The organism is Psychromonas sp. (assembly GCF_047632995.1).
Classification (GTDB): Bacteria; Pseudomonadota; Gammaproteobacteria; order Enterobacterales; family Psychromonadaceae; genus Psychromonas.
Map to the genome: position 1 here is coordinate 1 of NZ_JBLIEK010000036.1, position 24,962 is coordinate 24,962.

Annotated in this window: 20 protein-coding genes; 13 read left to right on the top strand and 7 right to left on the bottom strand. The window is 39.8% G+C overall.

What is annotated here, in order from left to right:
- The coding region (locus tag ACJAT7_RS08345) for a dicarboxylate/amino acid:cation symporter (RefSeq protein WP_415226342.1) at positions 1-931 on the top strand (931 nt) is incomplete at its 5' end.
- A gap of 74 nt (positions 932-1,005) precedes the next feature.
- Here the strand turns inward: ACJAT7_RS08345 and ACJAT7_RS08350 are convergent.
- Positions 1,006-3,732: an alpha-amylase family glycosyl hydrolase gene (locus tag ACJAT7_RS08350; RefSeq protein WP_415226343.1), complete on the bottom strand. Its 2,727-nt coding sequence runs from the start codon at positions 3,730-3,732 to the stop codon at positions 1,006-1,008.
- A gap of 841 nt (positions 3,733-4,573) precedes the next feature.
- Between ACJAT7_RS08350 and ACJAT7_RS08355 the strand changes: the two genes are divergently transcribed.
- From ACJAT7_RS08355 to ACJAT7_RS08400, 10 genes are all read left to right on the top strand, one after another.
- The gene (locus tag ACJAT7_RS08355; RefSeq protein WP_415226344.1) at positions 4,574-4,843 is read left to right on the top strand and encodes a hypothetical protein; all 270 of its coding nucleotides are present in this window, start codon (positions 4,574-4,576) and stop codon (positions 4,841-4,843) included.
- A gap of 485 nt (positions 4,844-5,328) precedes the next feature.
- The gene (gene pncB / locus ACJAT7_RS08360) at positions 5,329-6,585 is read left to right on the top strand and encodes a nicotinate phosphoribosyltransferase (protein WP_415226345.1); all 1,257 of its coding nucleotides are present in this window, start codon (positions 5,329-5,331) and stop codon (positions 6,583-6,585) included.
- Between the two features lie 594 nt (positions 6,586-7,179).
- Positions 7,180-8,499 carry an alanine:cation symporter family protein gene (locus tag ACJAT7_RS08365; RefSeq protein WP_415226346.1) on the top strand — a complete coding sequence of 440 codons (1,320 nt, stop codon included), beginning with the start codon at positions 7,180-7,182 and terminating at the stop codon, positions 8,497-8,499.
- On the top strand, positions 8,496-10,196 hold the full coding sequence (locus ACJAT7_RS08370; protein WP_415226347.1) for an FAD-dependent oxidoreductase: 1,701 nt from the start codon (positions 8,496-8,498) through the stop codon (positions 10,194-10,196). Before ACJAT7_RS08365 ends, ACJAT7_RS08370 begins: the two co-directional genes overlap by 4 nt.
- Positions 10,197-10,286: 90 nt before the next feature.
- A complete protein-coding gene (locus ACJAT7_RS08375) occupies positions 10,287-11,543 on the top strand; it encodes a YeeE/YedE family protein (protein WP_415226348.1) in 1,257 nt (418 codons plus the stop codon).
- A 490-nt stretch (positions 11,544-12,033) separates the two neighbouring features.
- On the top strand, positions 12,034-12,942 hold the full coding sequence (locus ACJAT7_RS08380; protein WP_415226349.1) for an arginase: 909 nt from the start codon (positions 12,034-12,036) through the stop codon (positions 12,940-12,942).
- Between the two features lie 221 nt (positions 12,943-13,163).
- Positions 13,164-14,660: a hypothetical protein gene (locus ACJAT7_RS08385; RefSeq protein WP_415226350.1), complete on the top strand. Its 1,497-nt coding sequence runs from the start codon at positions 13,164-13,166 to the stop codon at positions 14,658-14,660.
- Positions 14,661-14,766: 106 nt separating this feature from the next.
- Positions 14,767-15,327: a DUF2301 domain-containing membrane protein gene (locus ACJAT7_RS08390; RefSeq protein WP_415226351.1), complete on the top strand. Its 561-nt coding sequence runs from the start codon at positions 14,767-14,769 to the stop codon at positions 15,325-15,327.
- A gap of 199 nt (positions 15,328-15,526) precedes the next feature.
- Positions 15,527-16,492, top strand: coding sequence for an ornithine cyclodeaminase family protein (locus ACJAT7_RS08395; RefSeq protein WP_415226352.1), 966 nt, complete (start codon positions 15,527-15,529; stop codon positions 16,490-16,492).
- Positions 16,493-17,005: 513 nt separating this feature from the next.
- Entirely contained in the window at positions 17,006-17,473 is a 468-nt protein-coding gene (locus ACJAT7_RS08400; RefSeq protein ID WP_415226353.1) for a hypothetical protein, read from the top strand.
- A gap of 142 nt (positions 17,474-17,615) precedes the next feature.
- Here the strand turns inward: ACJAT7_RS08400 and ACJAT7_RS08405 are convergent, their stop codons facing one another.
- The 5 genes from ACJAT7_RS08405 to ACJAT7_RS08425 form a co-directional block, all read right to left on the bottom strand.
- Complete coding sequence (locus tag ACJAT7_RS08405) at positions 17,616-18,371, bottom strand: phosphate ABC transporter ATP-binding protein (protein WP_415226354.1); 756 nt, start codon at positions 18,369-18,371, stop codon at positions 17,616-17,618.
- Entirely contained in the window at positions 18,368-19,246 is an 879-nt protein-coding gene (locus ACJAT7_RS08410) for a PstA family ABC transporter permease (RefSeq protein ID WP_415226355.1), read from the bottom strand. Before ACJAT7_RS08410 ends, ACJAT7_RS08405 begins: the two co-directional genes overlap by 4 nt.
- The gene (locus ACJAT7_RS08415; protein ID WP_415226356.1) at positions 19,243-20,118 is read right to left on the bottom strand and encodes a PstC family ABC transporter permease; all 876 of its coding nucleotides are present in this window, start codon (positions 20,116-20,118) and stop codon (positions 19,243-19,245) included. The genes ACJAT7_RS08410 and ACJAT7_RS08415 overlap by 4 nt, the downstream gene beginning before the upstream one ends.
- A 12-nt stretch (positions 20,119-20,130) precedes the next feature.
- Positions 20,131-20,961: a phosphate ABC transporter substrate-binding protein gene (locus ACJAT7_RS08420; protein ID WP_415226357.1), complete on the bottom strand. Its 831-nt coding sequence runs from the start codon at positions 20,959-20,961 to the stop codon at positions 20,131-20,133.
- 230 nt (positions 20,962-21,191) lie between these two features.
- Entirely contained in the window at positions 21,192-21,590 is a 399-nt protein-coding gene (locus ACJAT7_RS08425) for a 3D domain-containing protein (RefSeq protein ID WP_415226358.1), read from the bottom strand.
- Between the two features lie 546 nt (positions 21,591-22,136).
- On the opposite strand from ACJAT7_RS08425, the gene ACJAT7_RS08430 reads away from it, so the two are divergent.
- Complete coding sequence (locus ACJAT7_RS08430; RefSeq protein WP_415226359.1) at positions 22,137-23,699, top strand: phospholipase D-like domain-containing protein; 1,563 nt, start codon at positions 22,137-22,139, stop codon at positions 23,697-23,699.
- On the opposite strand, the gene ACJAT7_RS08435 is transcribed toward ACJAT7_RS08430, so the two are convergent.
- Complete coding sequence (locus ACJAT7_RS08435; RefSeq protein ID WP_415226369.1) at positions 23,683-23,820, bottom strand: hypothetical protein; 138 nt, start codon at positions 23,818-23,820, stop codon at positions 23,683-23,685. The genes ACJAT7_RS08430 and ACJAT7_RS08435 overlap by 17 nt on opposite strands.
- Positions 23,821-24,290: 470 nt before the next feature.
- On the opposite strand from ACJAT7_RS08435, the gene rbr reads away from it, so the two are divergent.
- Positions 24,291-24,869 (top strand): rubrerythrin, encoded by a 579-nt coding sequence (rbr, locus tag ACJAT7_RS08440; RefSeq protein ID WP_415226360.1) that lies wholly within the window; start codon positions 24,291-24,293, stop codon positions 24,867-24,869.
- Positions 24,870-24,962 lie beyond the last annotated feature (93 nt).

Consider the following 24,962-nt stretch of genomic DNA (forward strand, 5'->3'; position numbering starts at 1 on the left):
TTTTGCATCACAAGAAGCCCCTTCGCTCGGTTCAGTGATTATAAATATGTTCCCGACCAACCCAATTAACTCAATGGCAGAGGGTAATACCTTACAAATCATCGTATTTGCTATCTTATTCGGTATTGCAATTAGCGCGTCTGGTAAAGCGGGTGATCGCGTCGCTGCTCTTTTTTCTGATCTCAACGAAGTGATTATGAAGTTAGTGGTGATGTTAATGAATGTGGCACCCTACGGTGTGTTTTTCTTAATGGCGAAACTCTTTACAAGCATAGCGTTAGATGCGGTTGTTAATTTATTAAGTTACTTTTTAGTCCTTTCCGGCACCTTATTGCTGCACGGATTTTTCACTTACGGTCTTCTATTTAAAGTATTTACCGGCCTTAACCCGCTTATATTTCTAAAGAAAATGGAAACTGCCATCACCTTTGCTTTTTCAACTGCTTCATCAAATGCCACTATTCCGGTAACACTTGAAACGGCGACGACACACCTTGGCGTTAAAAATAGAATTGCAGCATTTACCGTGCCGTTAGGGGCAACCATCAATATGGATGGAACGGCGATTATGCAAGGTGTTGCGACAGTATTTATCGCGCAGGCTTTTAATATTGATCTGACCATAGCCGATTACGCCGCGGTTATCGTAACGGCGACGCTTGCATCTGTGGGCACCGCGGGTGTACCGGGGGTTGGTTTAATTATGCTGGCGATGGTGCTTAATCAAGTGGGCTTGCCTGTTGAAGGGATTGCAATGATTATGGGCGTTGATAGATTACTTGATATGATTAGAACTGCCGTCAATATTACAGGCGATTGTGTAGTGACCTGCATTGTTGCCAAATCAGAAGGGGAGATGGATATTGATATCTTTAACGATCCTAATGCGGGTGACAAGGATGAAGAGATACACCTTCATCATCTGAAATAATACCTCACCCGTTCCCCAAAAAAATAGCGAAGCCAGTGACAGCTTCGCTATTCCACGTTTTTAATCAACACGTTTTACTTTTTATCTAAGACCACAAATGCATTACTGGCAACGCTAACAGAATAGCGGCCGTTTTCAACCGTGATGCTCTGTTCGTTGTATGTTGCATTAGCTGTATCTGGTGTAATTAACCGGTAAGCACCATTGCTTAAACCTGTGAAGGTGTAGTTAAAAGCAGATCCTTTAGTCATCGCCACATAAGCCACTGCACCACCCAAATCGCGTTTAATAACCGCATGATCGCCCGCTATTAACAGATCCGTCTGCTGACCTTTTTGCAGCGCCTCAGATGAACTGCGTAAGCTATTGAGCATTTTCAGGTGCTTATACATAGAGGGTTGATTATTTTTAACATAATTTATCCCCTCAGAGCCTAACATCCAACGTGCAACCACATCTTCTTTTTCAGTGGTGGTGATATAGTGCGGCCAGCTAGAATAAAGAATCTCTGTTCCGTAATAGACAATCGGCAAGCCTCTAAATAGATAAACAAAGTTTAAGTTGTTCATATATTGAGTTTCGCTAAGGATACCATTGGCACGTGTTACATCATGATTATCAACAAAGGTTGCAAGATAGGTGGGATCATAGATTCCCGATGCATCGCCATTAACGCCCGCGATACGTGCATAACCATTGTCATCTTCAAACCCGGCTTCACCTTTAAAGGCTTTACCCATCCAGCCGGGGAAATCCATCGACGAGCCATGGAGATCTAACATATGGAATTTTTTACCTGCACCGTTATAAATCAGATCAACAGCTGATGCGCGATCTCCTGTCCAAGCTTCACCACACATATAGAAGTTATCATTACCTTTACTACGCGCATGTTCATCCATGGCCAGCGTAAACCGTTCCCAGAAAGCTGCGCTCATATAGGAAACAGTATCAATGCGGAAGGCATCAACACCATGATCAATAAAACGGCTGTAAACATTAATAAGATGTTTAGTGGCATTTTGGTCATTATCGCCATGCTCATTGAAATCAAGCAGATCGATAAGCCAAGTATTGCCCGTGCTGGCATAACTAAAGAAACCGTTTAGGGCGCCATCCATATAAGGATCATTGCTTTCCCAGTTCCACGTTTGCCCATCCATAATAATTTCAAGTGCGCGATCTGCCCATTTACTTTTTGAACCAACAACGGATGCGCCCGGTTGACCGTGGTTAACCACGATATCAAGCATCAATTTCATGCCGCGTGCATGCAGCGCTTCAACCAGTGCATCGAAATCATTCCAGCCATCATTGTATTTACCTGAAGAGTGTAGATGCGGATCAATTTGGTCAAAATCATAGCCCCAGTAACCGTGAAAAGCAGAAGCCTCGTAAGGGTCGTTGGCATTAAAGCGACGTCCTTCAGGTTGCTTAACCACTGGCGTTATCCAGATTGCAGTAAACCCCATCTCTTGAATATAATCGAGGTTATTCATGATCCCTTTAAAATCGCCACCATGATAATAAGATAAAGGCCCAGTTTTACTGGTATTGGTGTTGTACTTGTCGGCCTCGCCATTGGGCAAGTATTCATCACCCCAGATATTATTATTACTCGTGTCGCCATCGGCAAAACGGTCAGTCATAATGAAATAAACGTTTTCTTCGCGGAAATCATTGCTAACTGTTTGCACGCCAATGCTGTAATTAAAACTATAAATAGCATTATTACCCAGCGCATCTAGCGCCAGTACTTTCAGCGTCAGATCAAAACCGGATTCGTTGATATCCGTGGCGCTAAATGTTTGTGCGTTACATGCCTGCGACAATATTGTTGGCGTTGTACCATCAGTTGTGCAGTACAGTAACGGTGCGTTATCTTGATTGTCGCTAACAGTTAATGTGATTTGTTGAGCGCTGCTATAACTGCCCGCTGAAGGTGATGCACTGGCAACCGGCGCACTGCTGTCAACACCGTCAACGATTGACTTTGTTATCTGCTTGCTGCTGGCATTAAAGCAGATATCGTAAGTTGTGTCCGCCGCTACAGTGACATCAGCTGATGGGTAGTTTTCGCTCCAATCGGCATAATGGTCAATTTTAAAACGCGGCGCAACATCAGAAAAACTCTGCTGTGTGCAGTAATTGATATTATCGGTTGTTTCCATTGCTGTGGCCGCCCAGTTATTGGCTGTACCACGGAAATACCAAGTATCTTGAATAACCGCAATCGTGTAATCAAAAGCATAAACAGCACTATTGCCCGTTGCATCGACCGCCAGTACGTTAAGCGCCAAATCAACACCAGATTCATTAATATCTGCCGCGCTAAATGTTTGTGAATTACATGGCTGTGACAATATTGTTGGTGCTGAGCCATCGGTTGTGCAGTACAGTAACGGTGCACTATCTTGATTATCAGTAACGCTCAGGCTGATTTGCTGGCTGCTTGGATAAGTGCCGGCTGCAATTGATGCGGTTGCGATTGGGGCGCTATTATCAACTCCGTCAACTATGGTTTTGGTTATCTGCTTGCTGCTGGCATTGAAGCAGATATCGTAACTTGTATCCGCGGTTACCAAAACATCAGCTGACGGGTAGTTTTCACTCCAATCAGCGTAATGGTCAATTTTAAAACGCGGAGAGAGGTTAGCAAAGCTCTGTTGCGTACAGAAATTGATATCATCAGTTGTTTCCATTGCCGTGGCAGCCCAATCATTTGGAGTACCTCGGAAATACCAACTGGCCTGTGTTGTTAATGATGCCGCCATTAGGGCGACAAAAATTGCCTTTTTCATTGTAAGAAATCCTTTTTCTTTACAGTTTAGGTATACCAATCCACTGCCAATACAGTCGTTTGCAACGCGTAAAAGCCTGCACTGCGTAATAACATAGGAAAAGGCAGAGCCATTTTCTATATATTGTGCCTTATTCCGGCATTCACGCTGAGCTCAATATCCATATTTTCAAGTAGATTTGGTATATATAAGCCATGTTGTATTTGACAATTTATCTGCCAAACAAAATTTTTATGTTTAATAAAAATAGAGAAAACAACAGAGCAATTAGATTGATGGCTATTGATCGTAAAAACCACCTTATAACCATCTTTTTTCAGTGCTATCTGAGATTTATGATCGAGTTATTTACCACGATAAACCTTAATTCCACCGGACTGAAATGGTAGGGGAACTTTCTTTATGTGCAAATTTCAAACAGCAACTAACGCTTAAATAATAAACAAATAAATAAAAATGCGCGGCGAGTCACAAAAAGGGCGTGTTTACTCTCTGTATTTTGAAGCGCCTACCTATTAACGTCATAAAAACAGTCCCTATCAATAAAATTATCTTTTTCTTCTATTTTTTAGATAACTTATGTAAATAAAAGGCTTCAATATTTGCGCTAGAGCAGGTTTGTATACGAGTGAAATTGTAACTAATTGAAAATATTAAAAACAATTTTTTACTAATCTACTCTTTGACGCTAATTTACCTCAAATAAATATTATTTTATTACCTAGAATGTGCTGTAACTGGCTATTTGATAAGCGAGTTTTTGCTATAAATATATATCGGTTCGATAGACTGACTGTATGAATTAATCCGTATCCGGTTTGTTACATTTAGGGAGAATGTTATGGCAACAAGAAAACATAAACGTAAATCTGTAAGTCATTCTAAAAATAGGATCGCAAAGCACAGTGCTAAGCGGTCCAGTGTGATCCGGAAATACCCGCGCGCCTTCTTTTATCTTGGCGCAGCGCTGATCGCTATCGGTATCGTTCTGCTCATAACCGGCTCGCATAATAATGCCAAGGTTGGCATGTCGATGCTGTCAATTTTTATCGGTGGTTCAATGGTTATTTTAGCTAATTTAGCCCTGCCGAAGAAAACCATAAACAATTAAGGGGTCAATAAAATGAAACGAGATACAACCGGCGCTGGATTGGGTGGTTGTTACGTTTTTATATTTTAATCTCAGTAATCATTAAATCTCCGTTGTAACGATACCTGCTTTTCTCATCTGAGCCTTCCAAAAAACGCCATCATCAGTTTTTTTGGAGGGTTAAAGTCGGATCACTTAACCCTGTTTGAAATTTATAGTGACGCCGTCAAGTCGAACACTTCGTAGGCAAGCGGTAAATTTTGCTTCGTTACATTTATCGATGGCGAAAGAGGGATACCCGATAACCTTTTATAAAGTGAGCATCAATGTGATAATCTCAACAGATAAATAGTGCAAAAGTTGTAAAGCGTCTTGTGCTAAAAGTGCATCAGGTGGTGAAGATTCTAGCTATCCCATGCAGCTTCTTCTCTAAAAGAGAAAAGGTTTGGCTGTCTCACTTTTGTCACTTGGGGCTACCAACAACATTAGACATACAGGATTTTGTAATGATAAAACAAGAAATAAACAGCATCTATACCGATGGACAGATTATTAAATCGGCAGATGACTTGGATGCATACTGTATTAATATGATGCAAGTAGCGTGGAGTAGATTCGCAACCACAGAAGTAGAGTATGAGTTTCGCTGTCGAAGCGATGAAAATCTAAGCTCTCTTCTTCCTGAAATCACCTCTCAAATCAACATGCTTGAAAGTGTTATGTTTACAGATGATCAAATTGCACATTTATCACTATTGGGTTATTTAGATAATAATTTCCTTCACTTTCTTCGTGATTTCACGTTCGACCCTAAGCGATATGTGCGGGTGTTTATCGAGGATAATCAACTGGCAATTAAAATTAAGGGACCCTTTGTTAAAACTATTCTTTTTGAAATTCCAATTTTATCGATTGTCAGTGAAGTAAGAAATCGCGCTCGTTTTCCAGCCGCAACCGCAGAGCATGTTCGTAAAGTGCTTTTTGAAAAAGTTGAGTATCTGAAGTCTGAAATTAAAAGCCGTGGATTAGAAGGGCGTTACAAATTAGCGGAATTTGGCACTCGCCGTAGATTATCAGCTGCAGTACAGCACCATGTGGTTGAATATCTTGCTAAAGAATTGCCTGGGGTATTTATTGGTACCAGTAATCACCATTTAGCCCGAGAATTCAATGTGCCCCCTATCGGCACCATGTCTCATGGTTACTTGCAGTCTTTTCAGGCAATCGTTCACCCAAGGGATTCACAGCGCGTCGCATTAGAAACATGGAACAATGAATTTAGAGGGCGCTTAGGAATTGCACTTACAGATTGCATCACCACCGATGCTTTTTTAGAAGATTTCGATTATATGTTGGCAACACTTTATTCTGGCGTACGTCAGGATAGCGGGGATGAAATTGAATGGGGCGAGAAAATGACGGCTCATTATAAAAAACTGGGTATTGATGGCAAAAGCAAAAATTATGTATTTAGTAATGGATTAGATTTCGAAAGGTCATTAAATGTGTGTGAGCACTTTACTGTAAAAACAGAGAAAATGAATGAAACTAGTTTTGGTATTGGTACTTTCTTATCAAACGACTTGGGTGATTATATTAACGAGCAGGGCACTACTTACAAGCCATTGAGCATTGTTATTAAAATGGTTGAATGCAATGGTCGTCCGGTTGCTAAGATTTCTGATGATGAGGGGAAAAGCATGTGCAACGATGCACAGTACATGGCCTATCTTAGAAAAAGTTTTGGTTTAAAATACGATTGATTATAATTTCCCCTCTAAATCACCTTCAAGCTCGTCAATCAGGGAGAGTTCCCTAACCTAATAGAATAAAGACGGATCAGTAAAGGGCATGTTACGTCGCCCAAACGTAAAAAGTAGATCTGCGTATTTTTTACAGTTTAAGTAATAGGATTATGTTTGATAATTTTAGTTGTTGATTTGGGATATATATTTCTTATTAAATGTCAGCAACCATTACATCCATACTGTGCCCCCCTCCGTTTCACACTCTATTCTCTGATCCATTTATCTGTTGTATTGGTATCCATAAATAACCATAGAGTTAATGACTCCACTAAGGTGTTAGCCTCCAATTCGTAGATTAGTTACACCAGAGTCATAATAGTTGTTGTGAAACAAACTATTTGAAGTGGGATGGGCATATAATTGTTCTTTAGGATTTACTTAATTAGAGAAATGTAATTTACTGTGTAAATAAAAACAGATAGCACAAACAGACTCGTTAACCACTTATCGTTAAGTTAATGAGTCTGCTTGTGCTTTTTTTTTGCGCCGGAAAATTAATAATATTGTTAGTGATTTTGTAAATCTAAACCGAACTTGAAGAGAGAATGAATGATTGCGATATGGATTAATGGGCTGAATGAAGGTTTATGGGCGTTTTTTCTACCATTACTTATTCTACTCGGTCTTTTTATTAATCTGAATATGGTCAAGGGGCGCGCAAAAATAAGTGATGCCGACATCTCTTCTTGGCAGTTCAGCAAAATTAAAGGTGCATTGTCTATTTCCCTTGCTTCAAAAGTAGGTACCGGCGCCATTATTGGCGTGCTGGCGGCTATGTGGCAAGGCTCTGTGCACGGGGGCAGTGGTGAAGGCATTGTGTTTTGGGTATTAGTGGGGATGCTGTTTTTAGTACCGATCACTTATTCCGAAGTGCTTTTTACACAAATCTGTAAACAAACACACCGCGATTTTATTAAAACAAATTTAAATGCAAAAGCCGCTACTGTTTATGCACTCGGGCTGGTGGCGTTATATGCTTTTGGTTTTGTTGGTTTTCAATTAACGGGCGTACAGACGGTCGTTCGTTACTTTTCAGAAAACTATCTCGATTATCAATTTAATTCAGTCACTGCATTGTTTTATATTGTTGTACCTATTATTTTGCTGGCGGGAATGGTGATTATTACTAAAAGCCGTCACTTGTTTATTAATACCTTATCATCACTGATATTTATAATTATTCTCGCATACCTTTGCTTTTTCCTACTTTTTGTTTACCAGACGCGTGATTTTATCAGCCAATATTTTACCAATATTTATGATGATGTTATGAATTTTCACAGTGCCGGTATCGGTATTCCTATCGGATTAATTATTGCCTTTCAACGTATTATTCAAATTAGTGAAACCTCACTGGGTACAAGTGCATTATCAAGTTCAGATGGAGAAAATTCACCGCGGCGGGAAGCATTTGTACAGACAATTTCTACGCTGATAAGTATTGCTATTGCAGTCATTATTACCAGTTATGTGTTTGCTTATGGCCAGGCACATATTGAAGGTGTGGCACTGGTTGGTGATAGTTTTGAGCGGGTTAAGGGTTACATTTTTACTGTTTTTCAAGTGACGGGGTATTTTGGCCTTTCTATTGTGTTGTTGTTTTTTGTAGTGTCTGGTTTCACCACTATTTTAGGCTCTTTTCATTATGTTAATACCTGTCTCAATATCAGTGAAAAAGGCCGCATTATTGCCTATCTATTCCTGATTAGTTTATCCGGTGCTTTGAGCGTAACGCACTTTGACATTATTTTTGAAGCTTCAAATTTACTGATGTTTATTGTCGGCGCGATCAATCTTCTGGCAATGGCATTCTTTATTCACAAAAAAATTCATATCTTTCATTTAATAAAAAATAAGGGCTCTTTATGAGTAAAAAAATATTAGTTGTCGGCGGTGTTGCTGGTGGCGCATCTGTAGCTGCGCGTCTTCGTCGTCATAGTGAAACAGATCAGATCATTATGTTTGAAAAAGGACCGCACGTTTCATTTTCCAACTGCTGTCTTCCTTATCATCTGAGCGGCATTGTACCTAAAGCTGAAGATCTTGTGCTGATGTGTCCTGAAAAATTTGCGACTCAGTATAATATTGAGGCGCGCGTGGGCAATGAAGTTATATCAATTGATCGTGCTGCTAAAACGATTTTAATTAGAAAGATTGAAAATGGTGAAGAGTACAGGGAATCTTACGATAAACTGGTACTTTCTCCTGGGGCTAAACCGATTGCCCCGCCTATCCCTGGTATCGAAAACGTAAATACATTTTCAATTCGTAATGTAGTTGATATTGATCGCCTTAATAAGTTTATCAAAAGCAGTGCAGCGAAAAACATCTCTGTGATTGGCGGTGGTTTTATCGGTGTTGAAGCTACTGAAAATTTAAAAGAAGCGGGTTATAACGTCACCTTGATTGAAGCAATGCCGCAAATCATGAAACCCTATGATTACACTATGGTGCAGATTCTCCATAAAGAATTGTATGACCATGGTGTTAATCTGATCGTTAACGACAAAGTTGAAAAATTCGAAGAAAACAAGATCCTGCTTGGATCCGGGAAAGTGGTTGAAGCGGACGTCGTTGTGATGGCTATTGGCGTTAAACCTGAAACGGATCTGGCTATTCAGGCTGGCCTTGATTTAGGTAAAACGGGTGCAATGAAAGTTAATCAAAACTACCAAACCAATGATCCTGATATCTATGCAGTCGGTGATGTAATTGAAGTTTATAGTTACCTTTACAACGATTATTTCCAGCTTCCTCTTGCCGGTCCCGCACAAAAACAAGCGCGTGGTGTTGCTGATCATATTAACGGCATGGTGATTGATAACCGTGGTTATATCGGTTCGTCAGTGATTAAAGTGTTTGATTATAATGCGGCATCTACTGGTTTGAACGAAGGTATGATTGAAGCGCTCGGTCTAAGCCTTTCTTACGAAACTGTTAAAATTATTCCTAATGATAAAGTTGGCTTAATGCCTTTTGGCGCTGTTGCTCACTTTAAACTGATTTTCGAAGTGCCGACAGGGCGTATTTTAGGTGCGCAGGCTATCGGTAAAGGTAATATTGATAAACGAATTGACGTGATTGCCACTGTTATCAAGTTTGGCGGTACAATTTACGATCTTAAAGATCTTGAACTTTGTTATGCTCCTCCTTTCGGTACAGCAAAAGATATCGTTAACTTTGCAGGTTATGTTGCGACTAACCTGATGAACTGCGACTTCAAACAAGTGCATGTAGCAGATGTTCGTCCGCTTATTGAGCAGGGCGCTTATATTCTTGATGTCCGTGAACAAGGTGAGTTTGAATTAAGCCATATCAATAGTGCTGTTAATATTCCTCTGAGCGAGCTCCGTCAGCGTACTGATGAACTGCCTAAAGATAAGCCTCTTTACCTGCATTGTCGTAGTGGACAGCGTAGTTACAATGCCGTATTAGCATTGCAAAATTTAGGTTTTAAAGATGTTTACAATATTTCTGGTGGTTTTATGGGGTTATGTTTCTTCGAATATTTCAATGATAAGACACTCGATCGAACACCTGTAGTGACAGATTATAACTTCGATTAATACGCATTACATTTGCGCCACTATTGATGACTTTCTCTGTTGAAAGTCGTCAATGTAAAACTTTACAACAATTCTATTAGGATAATTAACATGAACAAAACACAAAACATGACGGGTGCTTTATTGGCCCTGAGTGCGCTGCTGCTTGGCGGACTAATGCTAAAAACGGATATGCTATTCTTGCGTCTTCTATTTGGACTTGGCTTGGGTTACGTTTTAACGCGTAGCTTTTTAGGTTTTGCCGGTAGTGTGAATAGAGCTTATAGCGGCGGTTCAACTAAATTAATGCAAGCACTGATGTTTATGTTCGTGCTTACCGCTGTGATTAATGCTGGTTTTCTACTAAACAGCGATCTTGCCGCTTATAACTTATGGATCAATCCCATTAATTTTGGTTTGATTTTAGGTGGTTTGATGTTCGGTTTTGGTATGACCTTTTCATCATGTTGTGCATCGGGTGTAATGACAGATCTGGCGACAGATCTGCCGCGCGCAGGTGTGACGTTAATTTTCTTCGGTATGGGCGTATATTTAGGCTTCCCGCTGCAAAGCAGTTTGCCTTGGGTTACTGATACCTTAGTTTCAACCAGCAGCTACGCAGATAAAGGTGTATTTATGCCGGATCTGTTCGGCAGTGGTTTAGTCAGTTACATTGGGGCGATAGCACTCACCGCTCTGTTTGGCGCTATGGGTATTTATCTGTCTAAAAAGTATGAAAGCAAACGCCGTCAAGCCGGGACATTCTACGGTGTTGATACAGAGATTGAACAACAACAGGCAGTAAAAACAAAAGCGGCAGAAGTTGATAGCAAAAAACCGTTTAAATTACTGAGCACAGAAACATATAAAGCACTTTTTGTTACGCCATGGTCAATGAAAATGGGGGCGTTAATGATCATTCTTATCTTCACCTTAATGCTTGCAGCAACGCACACCGGCTGGGGTGCATCTACGCCGTTTGGTATCTGGTTTGGACAAATCATGATGACTTTTGGTGTGTCTGTGGATAGTGTGGCCGCGTTTGCCGATCGCCCGGTCGGCATGTTTGCTACACCATTCTTTGAGCACCCAATTTCAGTACAGAACTTTGGTATTGTTGCCGGTACGCTGATTTGTGTATTACTGGCCGGACAACTGTCGTTTAAATCTAACTATTCAGCAAAACAGTTCGCTCTATTTGCAATGGGTGGTTTATTTATGGGCTTTGGTACGCGTTTTGCAAACGGTTGTAATGTCGGCGCACTTTATACACCGATTGCTAACCTTTCGTTATCGGGCTGGATCTTTCTGGTGTTCTTAGTTGCTGGTGGTATTTTAGGTAGTAAGATGGCGGCTAAAACAGCATAAATTGAGTTAAGAGCAGTTCTTTATAAGAGGCCTTTTAAGTTATTATTTAATAGCTTAGAGGCCTTTTTTTTATCACTTCTGCACTGATTTTCAACGCACCAAGATAAACTTTCTGCCGTCAATAAAATATGATGCAGCTGGCAGGGGGTAAATAGAACACGGTTAAAAAAGCATTTAATAATCTGGAAATAATTTAGGATAGTTAAGCGTTTTTATGCTCAAAAAAGTTTCATTAGACACAAATGTACAGCCCCGCAACAATTTCTGTGCCTCTCTCAGAAATACGGAACTATTCTCTCTTTATGCATAATGCTTTTTTATTAATAAGATCTAACTTATTGATAAAGCAAATGTAAAAGCGTAATCTTGCAAATAATTAATGGTGTTTTTTTGTGGGTACACAGAATTAATCAGGCGTTAGCTTACTGGTTTCGAGTAGTGAATATTTTCTCGATAAAAAATACCTTCTCATAACATTATGTTGGTTTCTATGGCTTTTAATAAATTGCTTATCGTTGAGTGTGATTTAGGCGGATTTAAACAAGGGGCTTCTCAGGGAGGGGCAGCCGTTGTATTGCAATTAAAAAACAAACCGAAATTGCTAAATATTATCAAAACACCTAATTGTATTTTAAGAAAAAGTAGCACGCCTCAAGCTCATTATTTAGATGAGATTAATCAATGCATTGAGTCTTTATCGAAAGAGGTTTCTGATTTTCTTCAAGAAAACGGGGACGAAAAATTAATTGTATTCTCTGGCGATCACAGTACTGCTTGTGGAACTTTAGCGGGTGTAAAGAATGCCTATCCGAATAAACGAATAGGTGCTATCTGGATTGATGCACATGCTGATATTAACTCTCCATATACGAGTGATAGCGGTAACATGCATGGTATGCCGGTCGCTGCTGCAATGGGATTTGATCACAAAGAAATTGCAATAAATAAGTTAAACAATATCACATACTCTCTTTGGGAAAGTACTAAATCAATATGTAATAAAGCGATTCACCCTGATGATTTTGTTTATATTGGTATTCGAGATTTAGATAAAATCGAATGGGATATTATTGACCAGCATAATATTAAATATTATAGCGTTGAAGACGTTAAGCTTGCTGGTGGCGCGAACATCGCTCAACAAACATTAGATTATCTGTCGTTGTGTGATTTTATTTATATTTCATTTGATATCGACTCACTTGATTCTTCTTTAGTTCCGGGAACTGGAATGCCTGCTGATAATGGTTTATCACTGGATTGTGTGAACTCTCTTTTTGATACTTTATTACGCTCTAAAAAAATAAAAGCATTAGAGGTTGTTGAAGTGAATCCTCTACTTGATAGCAACAATAAAACAACTAAAACCATAGCCTCGCTACTAGATAACTTTATGTGATTTTATCATCTGCTCGTTGTTACTTTATTTATCTATTTCATACAACAACTCTCTATAAGGGAAACATTTTATCAAGTGGGATAGTTAAATCTCAGCTAATAACTCAAATTACAGGACGCATTGCGGCTGTCGCGGGTTTTGTTAAAGACCAAAACAGAGCCAACCTACGCAGTAGTGTTTGCGGCGTAGAGTATTTCTTATTAAAATAAATGGATTTAAATATGTTTAACGTAAAAAAGAAGAAGGCCGGAAATGTAAGAGTCTTTCAGTTGTCAGTCAGCAAGTATATCTACGCAATGGCAATACTCTGTCTAATGATTGTGATATTCATCTATGTGAAATCCAGATATGTGGTACCTATGGAGAGAGTAACGGAAACGTCGACTCTTATAATGCTTGGGGATCTAAATGACGATGGTGTATGGGACGCTAATGATCAGAAAGTACTGGATCTAATTATCGCTGTACCTTGGGATTTTGCGGATAATATTTTAATGAAAGTGGACGTCAATAGTAATCAATTTATTGATGCGGAGGACATTGCTGTTCTGAGTAAATTATACTCTGTTTCTAATCCGTACCTGCTACAAGATGAAATAAATCCGGCTCCTAAAGCGAGAGAATTTTATCGTTATGCCGCGGTGACACAGTATGTTCAAAGACCCCTATATGGATTAAAACATAACATTTTGAATGATGGCCCGGTTGGATTTTTGAGTGAGATCAGATTAGCTACTTTTAATAGTTATTATCTCACTCAACTTGCTCATGAAATATATGATGAGGCATTACGTTTTAGCTTTATCTATGAAAAAAGGCATTCACAATTGAGTCGTGACGAATCTGATTTTGTGCGTAACCAGCTGGTTATCATTGCGGATCTGTTCGAGAAGAAAAATTATTATGATCTGCTTTTACATTTAATACTTTTATCAGAGGCGGGCGAAACCCTGACGACTCACAATCAGACCGAGTTTATAAAAAATCTACGTTTCTTAACGAATGACCTTCGTCAGGTTTTGAGTTCCCCTCGATATTCGGCTTTTCAAGTTGGGGATCTCTCTTGGGAATCGATATTTCAGGATTTGGATGCCATTAAAAAAAATAGGGTGGGGTTTGACACGCCTTTACATGCGCTTGAACCTGCACGCAATTTAACCGATCTACGAAATTATATAGATCGTGCAGAATGGCAGTATTACAAGAGTAAAAATATTGATAACGACTTTCACAGTTTAGTCCTATTCGCGCAAACAGATCGCCGCTATCTTAGGGCTGTATCGAACACCTCGCCGAAACATCAAGATATGAGTCTTCAGAATCATAACCTTCCAATGATGCTGTTGTTTAGTCAGGCTATGGCTATTTCGGATAATGATAAAAAACTGGCCGTAGGCCTCCTCGATGAAACTATTCGCATTCCTTTCTTTTGGGTTAAAGCTCTTCCTGATGAAATTCGTCCAAATTCAGTCGCGCTAGAAAATTTTTTATTGCCGGGAAATATGGAAGATGGATCAGATAAGTCACGACATTGGAATGTGTTTGGCGGACTTTCCTTGTATCGCTCACCTGAAAAGTCGCTAACACTTGCATTTCAGAGAGAGGTTGAGGATGTTAGAAAAGCAAATTATGCACCAGAAGCGATGACTGAATTTATCCGCGATATGATTGCTAACTGCAATGGTATCTATCACATTGTTTCTTATAATAAACAGTAACGTGTTATGAGTCTTGAAGGATGAATACTGAACAAGGCTCAAACTGCTGCATTTATGCGTATCAGCGCGCATATTTGTTATCTTTTTATTATAGGGGAGAAATAAAATGGCAAATCCAGAACATGTAGAAGTACTAGATACCTTCGATCGGCTTAGTGTCTGTATGTACCGAACGGGTATCAGTTTATTTCCTATTGCATTACTAAGTTATGTTCTCTTATTGGCCAATGAATTAAGTGGCTTCAACCTCATTACTATTTCTACACAAACACCACTTATTTTACTCGCCAGCGCAACGGCACTGAGCTCGGCAAATTTACATGTGTATGATAAAAAAATTCGCGCAATCATCTCCTTGTCAGGTTGGATTGGCTTACTATTGTCGATTCTGCTAAATGACAGTCATTATTTATGGATAGCGCAAGGTTTCATGTTTTTTACTTTTTCAGGAATTGCACTAAAGGAATCATTTTGCTTTAAAGTTGCCGGATTGAAAATTACACCTGCTTTATTGTGTTTATCGGTGTTTATGATTGCATTCAAGCAGTCGATGATTATTATTGTACTGCTATTTATTGTCAGCCTAATCTTTGTGTTTCTAGCACAGGCTAAATGGCGTATGCCATTGCACTTTGATATAGGCAATAAAGCAAACTACCAAATTTAAAAGCTATAAACGTTGATTATTGGAGTGGCGCTGTATAACTAACAGGCGAGTTATCTCGCATATTATGCGGCAATTCATTCAACGTTAAGTTAACCGGCCGGACACCCGTGCATTTTTATCCAACAAGTTGATTTTTAATGTTTCAACAAATGGATCTCCTGCCTTTTCCAGTAAAATCATCATTATAGGAGCCAATACAATGCATGTAATTGAAGCGTCTGAAGTTCACCAGACAATGAATTTTGAAGAATTGATCCCTGCAATAGAACAAACATTTGCAGGCACTCACGGTATGCCACAACGTAATGTATTTAGTTTGCAAGAAGGCAGCGACCATGGCGAGGGATTCGCCGTATTACCGGCCTGGAACAGCAAAGCGATTGGCGTTAAAGCCTTTACCTATTTTCCTAAAAATGCCCCTAAAGGCCTTGATAGCTTATATTCCAAGATTTTAATGTTTAAACGCGAAACGGGGGAGCCCTTAGCCTTAGTTGACGGCTCCAGTGTAACTTATTGGCGAACTGCCGCAGTCTCTGCTCTAGGCAGTCAATATCTATCACGTAAAAACGCCAGTCGTTTATTAGTTTGTGGTACGGGTAATTTAGCCTCATACATGGCATTGGCTCATGCGACCGTACGACCCATTACTCATATCGATATTTGCGGACGCAGTTTAGAAAAAGCTGAAAAAGTGGCAGAACAGGTACGTAAGCAGCGACCAGAGATAACCGTTGTAGCCGTTACAGATATTGAAAGTGCAACACGCCAAGCTGATATTATTAGCTGTGCTACGGGTGCTGGCGAGCCATTAATTTTAGGTGAATGGGTAAAACCTGGAACGCACTGTGATTTTGTTGGCAATCATTCACCAAAGCGTCGCGAATGCGATACTGATTTAATCACCCAAGCCAGTGTTTTTGTTGATAGCCGTTTAAATGTCTTAAATGAAGCGGGAGAGTTATTAATTCCTATCGAGGAAGGTCTGTTTAGCAAAGATGATGTCAAAGCTGAATTGACCGAACTTGCTAGAGGTCAACATAATGGCCGTCAAACAGAAGAAGAGATCACTGTCTTTAAAACCGTCGGTACTGCGCTTTCAGATTTAGCGGCGGCTTGTTTAGTGGTAGAAAAATTAACTAATAAATCAAAAAGTACAAGATCCTAAACAATCTACTAATTTCCATCATATTGCTCTGTTGGGTTATGCCTGTAACGATAACGTCACACAGATTTTTGGGCATAATAAAAATGAGTTTAGCGAATTTATGACCCTGCCTTAAATTGAGGCAAGGGTTTTGGTAATGGAAACTCAGAAAAAGAGACGCTTATTTTTCACTCCTTAGTTCGCATGTGACTGACTTTTATGCTCAAACTCCAACTGCCAATCTGTTCAGAAAGGGGTGTTAAATATTTTAGATAAAGAAAACAAGCAACTGACTCCATCTGCAAGGATGAATGCTATTATTAAGGCGTTAAACTACGATTCATCTCAAGCCCGTTATCTGCTGACCATTGCTTATAAAGGTGCGCTAGTAGATAAACAGGTATTAACGGTGAGTCATGGGTAGATGCAGAAGCAGCAAGGCATTTATGCCGTTATATATTGAAAATAACTAAACGTATGAGCGAGCTTCCTCAACCTGTAGGTATATTAAGCGTGATTATACGAGGATAAATTATGACCATCATGGGACATCCAACAGCTAAAAATCCAGTGCGTTATCGAGTGCAAGATAAAATTTTTGGCGTGCAAGAGTACTTTTCTGCCTCTAAATTTGGCGGTCTAGGCAAAGCAAAGATAGCCGCTGAAAAAAGACAAGCCGAATTAGATCGAAAAAGAGCAATCAGAAATCGTAGGCTTGATTTAGATATTAATAAAATATTTTATGGTGATGGTGCGGTTGTTGGCCTAAGAAGGACGTTTAAGAAACGGGGTGACAAAACTGTTGAAATATTTGCAATTCAAATTGGCGTAGATGGCAAGCAAGTAAACACTCAGGTAACAATTACTAACCGCACGTTTCAGCAAGCGTATAAATTAGCGCAAGATAAAATATTCGAATTACGGTGCATAGAACGCTGTTATGAGATAACTAAAATGTTTGATGATTGTGCTTATTTATATAAAGTAACGATTAAACGCTAAGAGGCGTTTGCTAAAATCTACCTAATAGCCGCTATTTAGAACGAAAATCCCATCTGAACCGTTGATTACAGGGCAAGTAGTGGGATACAGGCAATTTATAATTATCGACCTCTGCGGGATCAACAAATGGATATCCTGCCTTTTACTTTATTTCCTCTGATATTGCAGCACACATAACGTCTACTTTGGAACTAATACGGCCTTGGCTGATTTGAATAATATAATCAGCTAACTTTTCAGCTTGCTCCTTTGAATGGGAAACCATAATAATGGTGTAGTCTTTTGCTAATTGAGTTATGCAATCTTCAATTTTCGTTGCAGCTATCTTATCTAGTGAGGCGGTTGGCTCATCGAGCAGCAATATTTCAGGCTCTAATGCTAATGCGCGCGCTAAACAAAGTCGCTGTTGCTGACCGCCGGAAAGTGATGCGGCGGGTTTATCCAGACGTTCTTTAATTTCATCCCACAACCCCGTTTGCTGAGTGACATGACGTAACCTTTGCTGCGCCGCTTCTGTGGTTAAATCAGTAAGCACTTTTAAAGGCAATAACAGATTGTCCTGAATCGAACCCGGCAGTAGTTGTGGATATTGAAACACCATGCCAATACGTTTGCGTAAAGCAGGAAGCTGTTGCGGTTTGAGCGCATTAATCTGCTGCTCTTCCCCATTAACAAACAGCTCTATCTCTCCTTTTGTTTGACACTGCGGGAAACAATCATTAAGGCGATTTATAGCCCGTAACAAGGTGGTTTTTCCTGAGCCTGATGGACCGTTTAATAGATGCACTCGATTTTTATACAGCTCAAGGTTGATATCATTTAATATTACGTGCTGGCCAAATGAGACGCTTAAATTTTTTATTTTAGCAATAACTGTAGGAGTAACGTTGTCGGTCATAGTGTGCTCTTGATCTGAGTATTGTTAAGACGAGGTCGCTGAACTTTATCGACCATGGCAAAGAGTGTGGCTGTAATACACAGCAGAGTAAGGGCCGCGCCAAATGCCATCTGCAATTCGATATCGCTTTGGTACTGGGCGCTGTAATAAAAGATCGTAAATGGTAATGCTTCGTAACGCTCAAAAATTCCACCCGGTAAGCCAACACTTGCCACCGCACCGGTTAACATAATAACCGCTGTATCTTCAGCGGCGCGTCCTGTCGCCAGCATAACGCCTGCTTTTATCCCTTTGCCGGCTTCAGGGAGTAATACATGCCATAAGGTTTGCCATTGGCTCATGCCCAATTCTAATGCACAGATGGTTAATGAGGAGGGGAGTGCTTGTAGTGCAGAGCGAGTCGCAGCAGCTAAATAGGGGATGATCAGCATCGCAAGGCACAGCGCAGAGAGCAGTAAACTATTATTTGCTGAGGGAAACAATGTCTGGCGCATTAATAAAATCAAGGTGAAACCAAATAAGCCCATTAGTACAGAAGGGATCCCAGCTAATATATCAATACTTAAACTGAGCAGTGTATGAAACGGTGAACGCTTATTGATAGCTAGCCAGATCCCGGTCGCAATGCCTGGTAGCAGGGCAATAATTAGTGCGCCTAATACCACGCTTAGGGTACCAAGGCAGGCAGGCCAGATCCCGTCCCAAATAGGAGACAAGCCAAATATCCCTAAGTACGCAGGGGTATCACCAAAAAACAGGCTTAAGCTGAGCGTCGGAACGCCGCGATAAAGAATAAAGCCAATGATGAAGGTGACTATGGCGAATAATCCGCCCGTTGCGATTAAACACCAAAGATGAAAAAGTTTACTTTTCATTCCTGTTTTACCTGCTTTACAAGTGAATTTGTCGATACAGTGTGAGAATGACGTTCCATATATTTAATAAGCAAGGTAACGCTAACGCTTATCAGGAGTAACAGTAAGCCAGCAGCAAACAGTGAATTATAGGCCGCGCTACCACTTTCGGTCGAAATAACCAGCCCAATATGAGCGGTGAGAACGCGGATTGAATCCAGAGGATTACCTGTTAGCTGCGGCGCGTTACCTGCCAACATAAGCGGTAATAGGGTATCGCCAATGGCGCGATTAAAGCCAAGCAAAGCTGCAGCTAACATCCCTTGTCTACAATGAGGTAAAACCAAGTGATAGACGATTTGAATATCGCTAAATCCCATAGCATAACTCGCGAAACGAATTTGCTGGGCGAGCGGCTGACAATGGTTATCAAGCATAGTCACCATAACGGGCAATATAAGCAGAACAATCATAATAACGGCTGCGAGCAAGCAAAATCCGGAGCCTGAACGAAATATCTCACGCAGCAAGGGAACCAGTACAAAGATCGCTGTCAGGCCATACACTACCGTTGGGATCCCCGCCATTAGGCGGATCAAACGTCTGACCCATACAGCTAACCCGTGATAACGCTCGATAAGACAAAATCCACAAATACCTACAGCGACAGGAAAAGCGAGTAGCAGCGCAGTCAGACCCAGTGATATTGAGCCTGCCACCATCGGCATAATGCCGTATAAGCCTGCTTCGGGTTGCCATTCCAGGCTAAAAAGCGCGACAGGGGAGCTAACAAAGACCGGAATAGAAAACCAAAAGAGAAAGCCAAACAGTAACAAGATCAGAACAAATACGCTGCTAGTTAACGCTAACAGTATCTGTTCTGAGTTGATCAATCGTCCCATTTTTTATTGGGCTGCAAGCGGAATATAACCCGATTCCTGAATATATTTAGCACCTTGAGCAGTGTAGATAAAATTGATAAATTGCAGTGTTAAGCCTTTTGGCTGACCTTTGGTATTCATGAAAAGTTTGCGTACGACAGGATATTCTCCTGATGCACAGGCCTCATTGCTTGGCTTCACGCCATCCAGACTCGGAGCTTTTACCGAAGCGTCGATATAACCAATGCTGCTATAGCCAATTGCACCCGGATCATGCGCTATCGCTGTTTTCATTGCACCATTGGAAGCAACCACATTCGCGCTATTAATAATACGGCTATCATTGACCATTTTTTTCATAAACACGGCACGGGTGCCGCTGGCTTCATCACGAGAGAAAAGGTTGATGGAACGATCTTCTCCGCCGAGAGTTTGCCAATTGCTAATTTTACCGGAATAGATGTCCGCCACTTGTTGTTTTGTTAATGCAGATACTGGATTTTCAGGATTAAGGATCACCGCAACACCATCAATTGCAAAAGGAAAAGTTACTAAGCCTTGACTGGCTTCGCTTGGCTTAAGCGCACGTCCGGTATTACCAATATCAACCAACCCTTTAGCTACCTTTTGGGCTCCGACACCTGAGCCACCTCCGGCAATAGTGATGCGGATATCGGCATTGCTTTGCATGATATGTTTCGCTGCTTTTTTCATTACCGGAATATGAGCGGTACCGCCCGCGATATTAAGTGAGCCAGAAAGGCCTGAAAATGAATTGTTTTCGGCTGCTTGTGCTGTTGCTAGTGTTGCCGATAAAGCAATAAATAGTGCAAATAAGCTTGATATAAAGCGCATGATTTTTCCTTGTTGAGATAGAACGTAAGCTACGTGGATGAAATCACTGAGTAGCAAGGTACTTGGAGGGCTAGACTACCTCTGTTGAGGTACAACAACAAGGCATTTATCTACTTGATAACTATCTGTAAATAGTTGTTTGGGGCACGGCTAGAGAGGCCTCATGGATAAATTTATGGTCTCTAAAAAATGTAAAAATCAGAACAGTAAACAGCCCACGAAAGCCGGTGTCATTTCTTAGGAACTTTTTTGTTGAAGGTAATTGTTACTTTACGTACCCCCCAATTTTTGGCCGCTTTTTTATCAAGTCCCATGTAAATATCAATCTTATTTTTCCAACGTTTATTCATTTTATCTTTAACAACATATTTACCGTCAAAGCCTTTAATTTTAACCACAGAATTATGGGACAGCCCCTTCTTAAGCAGATCTCTTGAAACGGCAATAGACTTAACTCCTGGCACCAACCTATCACCCCAGGCCCCGATAAAAGGATCCGAATTCGTTTGCTTAACGGTAGAGTTATAAGCAGACGCAGACACTTTCATGGTAACTACTTCTGCGTATGAGTAATTAAAAGTTCCCAGTAAAACAAAAGTTATAAGTAAAAGAGGTCTCAATTTTGACATCTGCATCTCCCATATTTTAAATCGGTAACCGATAGCGTGTAATCACAAGGCTTGTTATAAGCATAAGGCTTTATTTGCAGATTAGCAGCTTATTGATAATAAAATTCAGTCATTTATCAGTTTACCAATTTGCTTCTGTTAGAATCACACATTATTTAACTTAACTACAACAAATTCACTTTTTTATCTCTTCACCGTGCAATGTTCGATCATTTAAGGTGATTGCTTGAGCTTGTCATTAAGAATGAATTGGATTAATTTTAAAAGGTTTGTCCTGCTTATTTGGGTTAGACCGGGACTTATAGCACTTATTTTGCTTGCACTGAATATATATAAAGAAAATTACGCGATAGGTAAAAGATGGGATTTTGAAATTAATCATCTTTTTTAAATTTTTACTTTACGATATGTGAATTAGAATTCACTCTCCATTACAGGAGAATATCTCCGACATGCTACTCTGTGAGTTGTATTTAAGCCGCCAAGTGTTACTCAAAAATAGGAAATGTGAGTGTTTTTTTAAAATTAACTACTCAGTAAATGAATATGGATAATTTAATTCGTTATAAATCAGTAATAAACTTAAAAATAATTGCTAGCTTTTTCTTTCTACTTACACTTTTCGCCTGTAACTCTACAGAGCCGCGTTTACCCGAATCATCGCAAGATTTTTGTGGGACTATTCAGGCGGAAGTAAAAACAACCTTATCAGAGCAATTATCCGGTGTTTCCAAAAAAATGGAAAGTAAAACGGGGGTATATGTATTAGAGCAAGGTGCTGAAGCTATGTTCTCGAGAGCATGGCTTAGCTCTCATGCTGAACAGACTATTGATGTACAGTACTTTATTTTTTCTGCCGACAATATTGGTTTAATCGCCATTGATTATCTTGTGAGAGCTGCTGAGCATGGTGTTAAAGTGAGAATATTAGTCGATGATATTATGGTTGATGCTACAGGTGATGAATTATTAATGCTGAATGCACATAAAAATATTGCGATTAAAATCTATAACCCGATGGCAAATATCGGTAAAAATATAATTGAAAAGATAGTGAATATAACGACTGATTTTCACGGTTTGAATCAACGGATGCACAATAAGACTTTCACAGTCGATGGAAAAGTCGCCATCACTGGAGGCCGAAATGTCGCTGATGAGTATTTTGGCTATGATCATGAGTATAACTTTAGAGATAGGGATGTTCTTTTAATTGGTGGTGTTACTTCTGAAATTCAAAAATCTTTTAACCAATTTTGGGATGATGAACTAAGTGTGCCAGTCAACAAGCTGGTTAAAACAAAAGGTAGCCCAATCAGCAGTCCAACATTTGCAGCACTGCATCAATACGCATGTAACCCTGAAAATTTCTTGCCGCAGATTCGAGAGAAAATAGAGAAACTACCGGAAGCATTTAATTACATACAAGAAACTAAAAAACTGCATTGGTTGGATGATATTGAATATATTTCAGATGCACCAGGCAAAAACAATAAAAATGAATTTTTAGGCGGTAGTGGCATATCAACGGAGCGGTTAATCTCTTTAGTCCAAAAAGCTAAAAAGTCCGTTATTATTCAAACACCTTATTTAATCACCACTGATCTAGGTAAAAATATCTTTAAGAAGCTTGTTGATAAAGGGGTTGAAGTTAAAATATTAACCAATAGTTTAGCCTCCAACGATAACCTTGAAGCGTTCAGTGGTTATCAAAGAGATCGCGATGCATTACTTAAAACGGGAGTCAGAATTTATGAATTTAAGCCTGATGCACAAGTTAGAATAAAGGTAATGTCCAGTGAGTTACAGGAAAAACTGGATCATATTCCCGTCTTTGGACTACATGCAAAATCAATGGTAATTGATGATTACACTACCGTTATAGGAACTTTTAATTTAGATCCGAGAAGTGCAAATTTAAATACTGAAAGCGTTACGATTATCCCTTCTGCAGAAATAGCAAAAAGTGTTAAACAAGGTATGCTGACTGAAATGAATCCGGAAAACGCATGGGAAACCACCCTAGATTGGAATCCTGATGGCGAGGTTAGTAAGATTAAGCAATTAAGAGTGAAATCAAGGATTGTAGTACCTAAAAATATCCTTTAAATAAAAGGCTGCTATTTGAAGTGATGAGGGCCGGCTCTTTAGTTTTATATAAACTTTCACGACTCAGCCCTGTAACTTCAGCCCGATCAGCAACACCATGACTTTTAACTAAATGGCCAATTCTGAAACAAAAATATTTGGCTCATAACCCTCTATACCCATGTTACTTCAAGATGCTAAATGCTTGCATTTACATCTGCCGATAGAGGATTAACGCAGTTAATCGCTCGAAAGGCCCTCATGCTGCGCCTTATTCTGGTCTCCGAGCTGAGCCCTGATAAAGCATCTTGAGGTATCATGGGTATAAACACACTCGTAAAAAATCAATAACGCCATCTTGGGTATCCATGTAATCAAAAGGATTTTTTATTTGCCATATTAACACCCCAGCTCTATTAGTAATTTATGCGCTTGTTCAATATCTTGTTGTTGCATACCTTTTTGTCGTTCGCGCATCACAACATTGCATTTATACCTGTTTATCAAGATATCTTTATGTTATAAAAAGTTGAATTAACTAGGTGAAATCTCATTATTAATGACCATGCAGTCTAATACATCGACTAAAAAATTTAATCAAAGAAGGTCAATATGTCTAAAAGTATCAAAGGTACACAAACAGAAAAAAACTTACTTATATCGTTTGCAGGCGAGTCACGGGCAAGAAACAAATATACCTATTTTGCAGGAGCAGCTAAGAAAGAAGGATTAGTTCAGATAGCCGCTATGTTTGAAGAAACGGCAAATCAGGAAAAAGAGCATGCAAAAAGATTTTTCAAATTTCTAGAAGGTGGCGAACTGGAAATAACAGAAACCATCTCTGTCGGCGTTATTGGCACAACACTTGAGAATTTAAGGGAGGCTGCGGTAGGTGAACAGATCGAATGGGAAGAGATGTATCCCGCCTTTGCAAAAGTAGCGAAAGAGGAAGGTTTTGGGCAAATTGCAGCTGCATTTTCTGCCATTGCCATTGCTGAAAAACAGCATTGCAAACAATACAAAGATCTTGCCGATAATCTTGAAGCAGGAAATGTCTTTAAAAGAGAGGGGAAAGTTGTTTGGCGTTGCCGAAATTGTGGCTATATTCATGAGGCAAAAGAAGCGCCAAAGTTATGCCCCGCCTGTGTTCATCCGCAAGCACATTTTGAATTATTAGGAGAGAACTGGTAGTCAATACAACAAAACAGCATAGCAAGGAAAATACACTCAGTTAGCACAAAACGCTGCTATTAGAGCCTTGCTATGAATGCTCCGTTATTTACA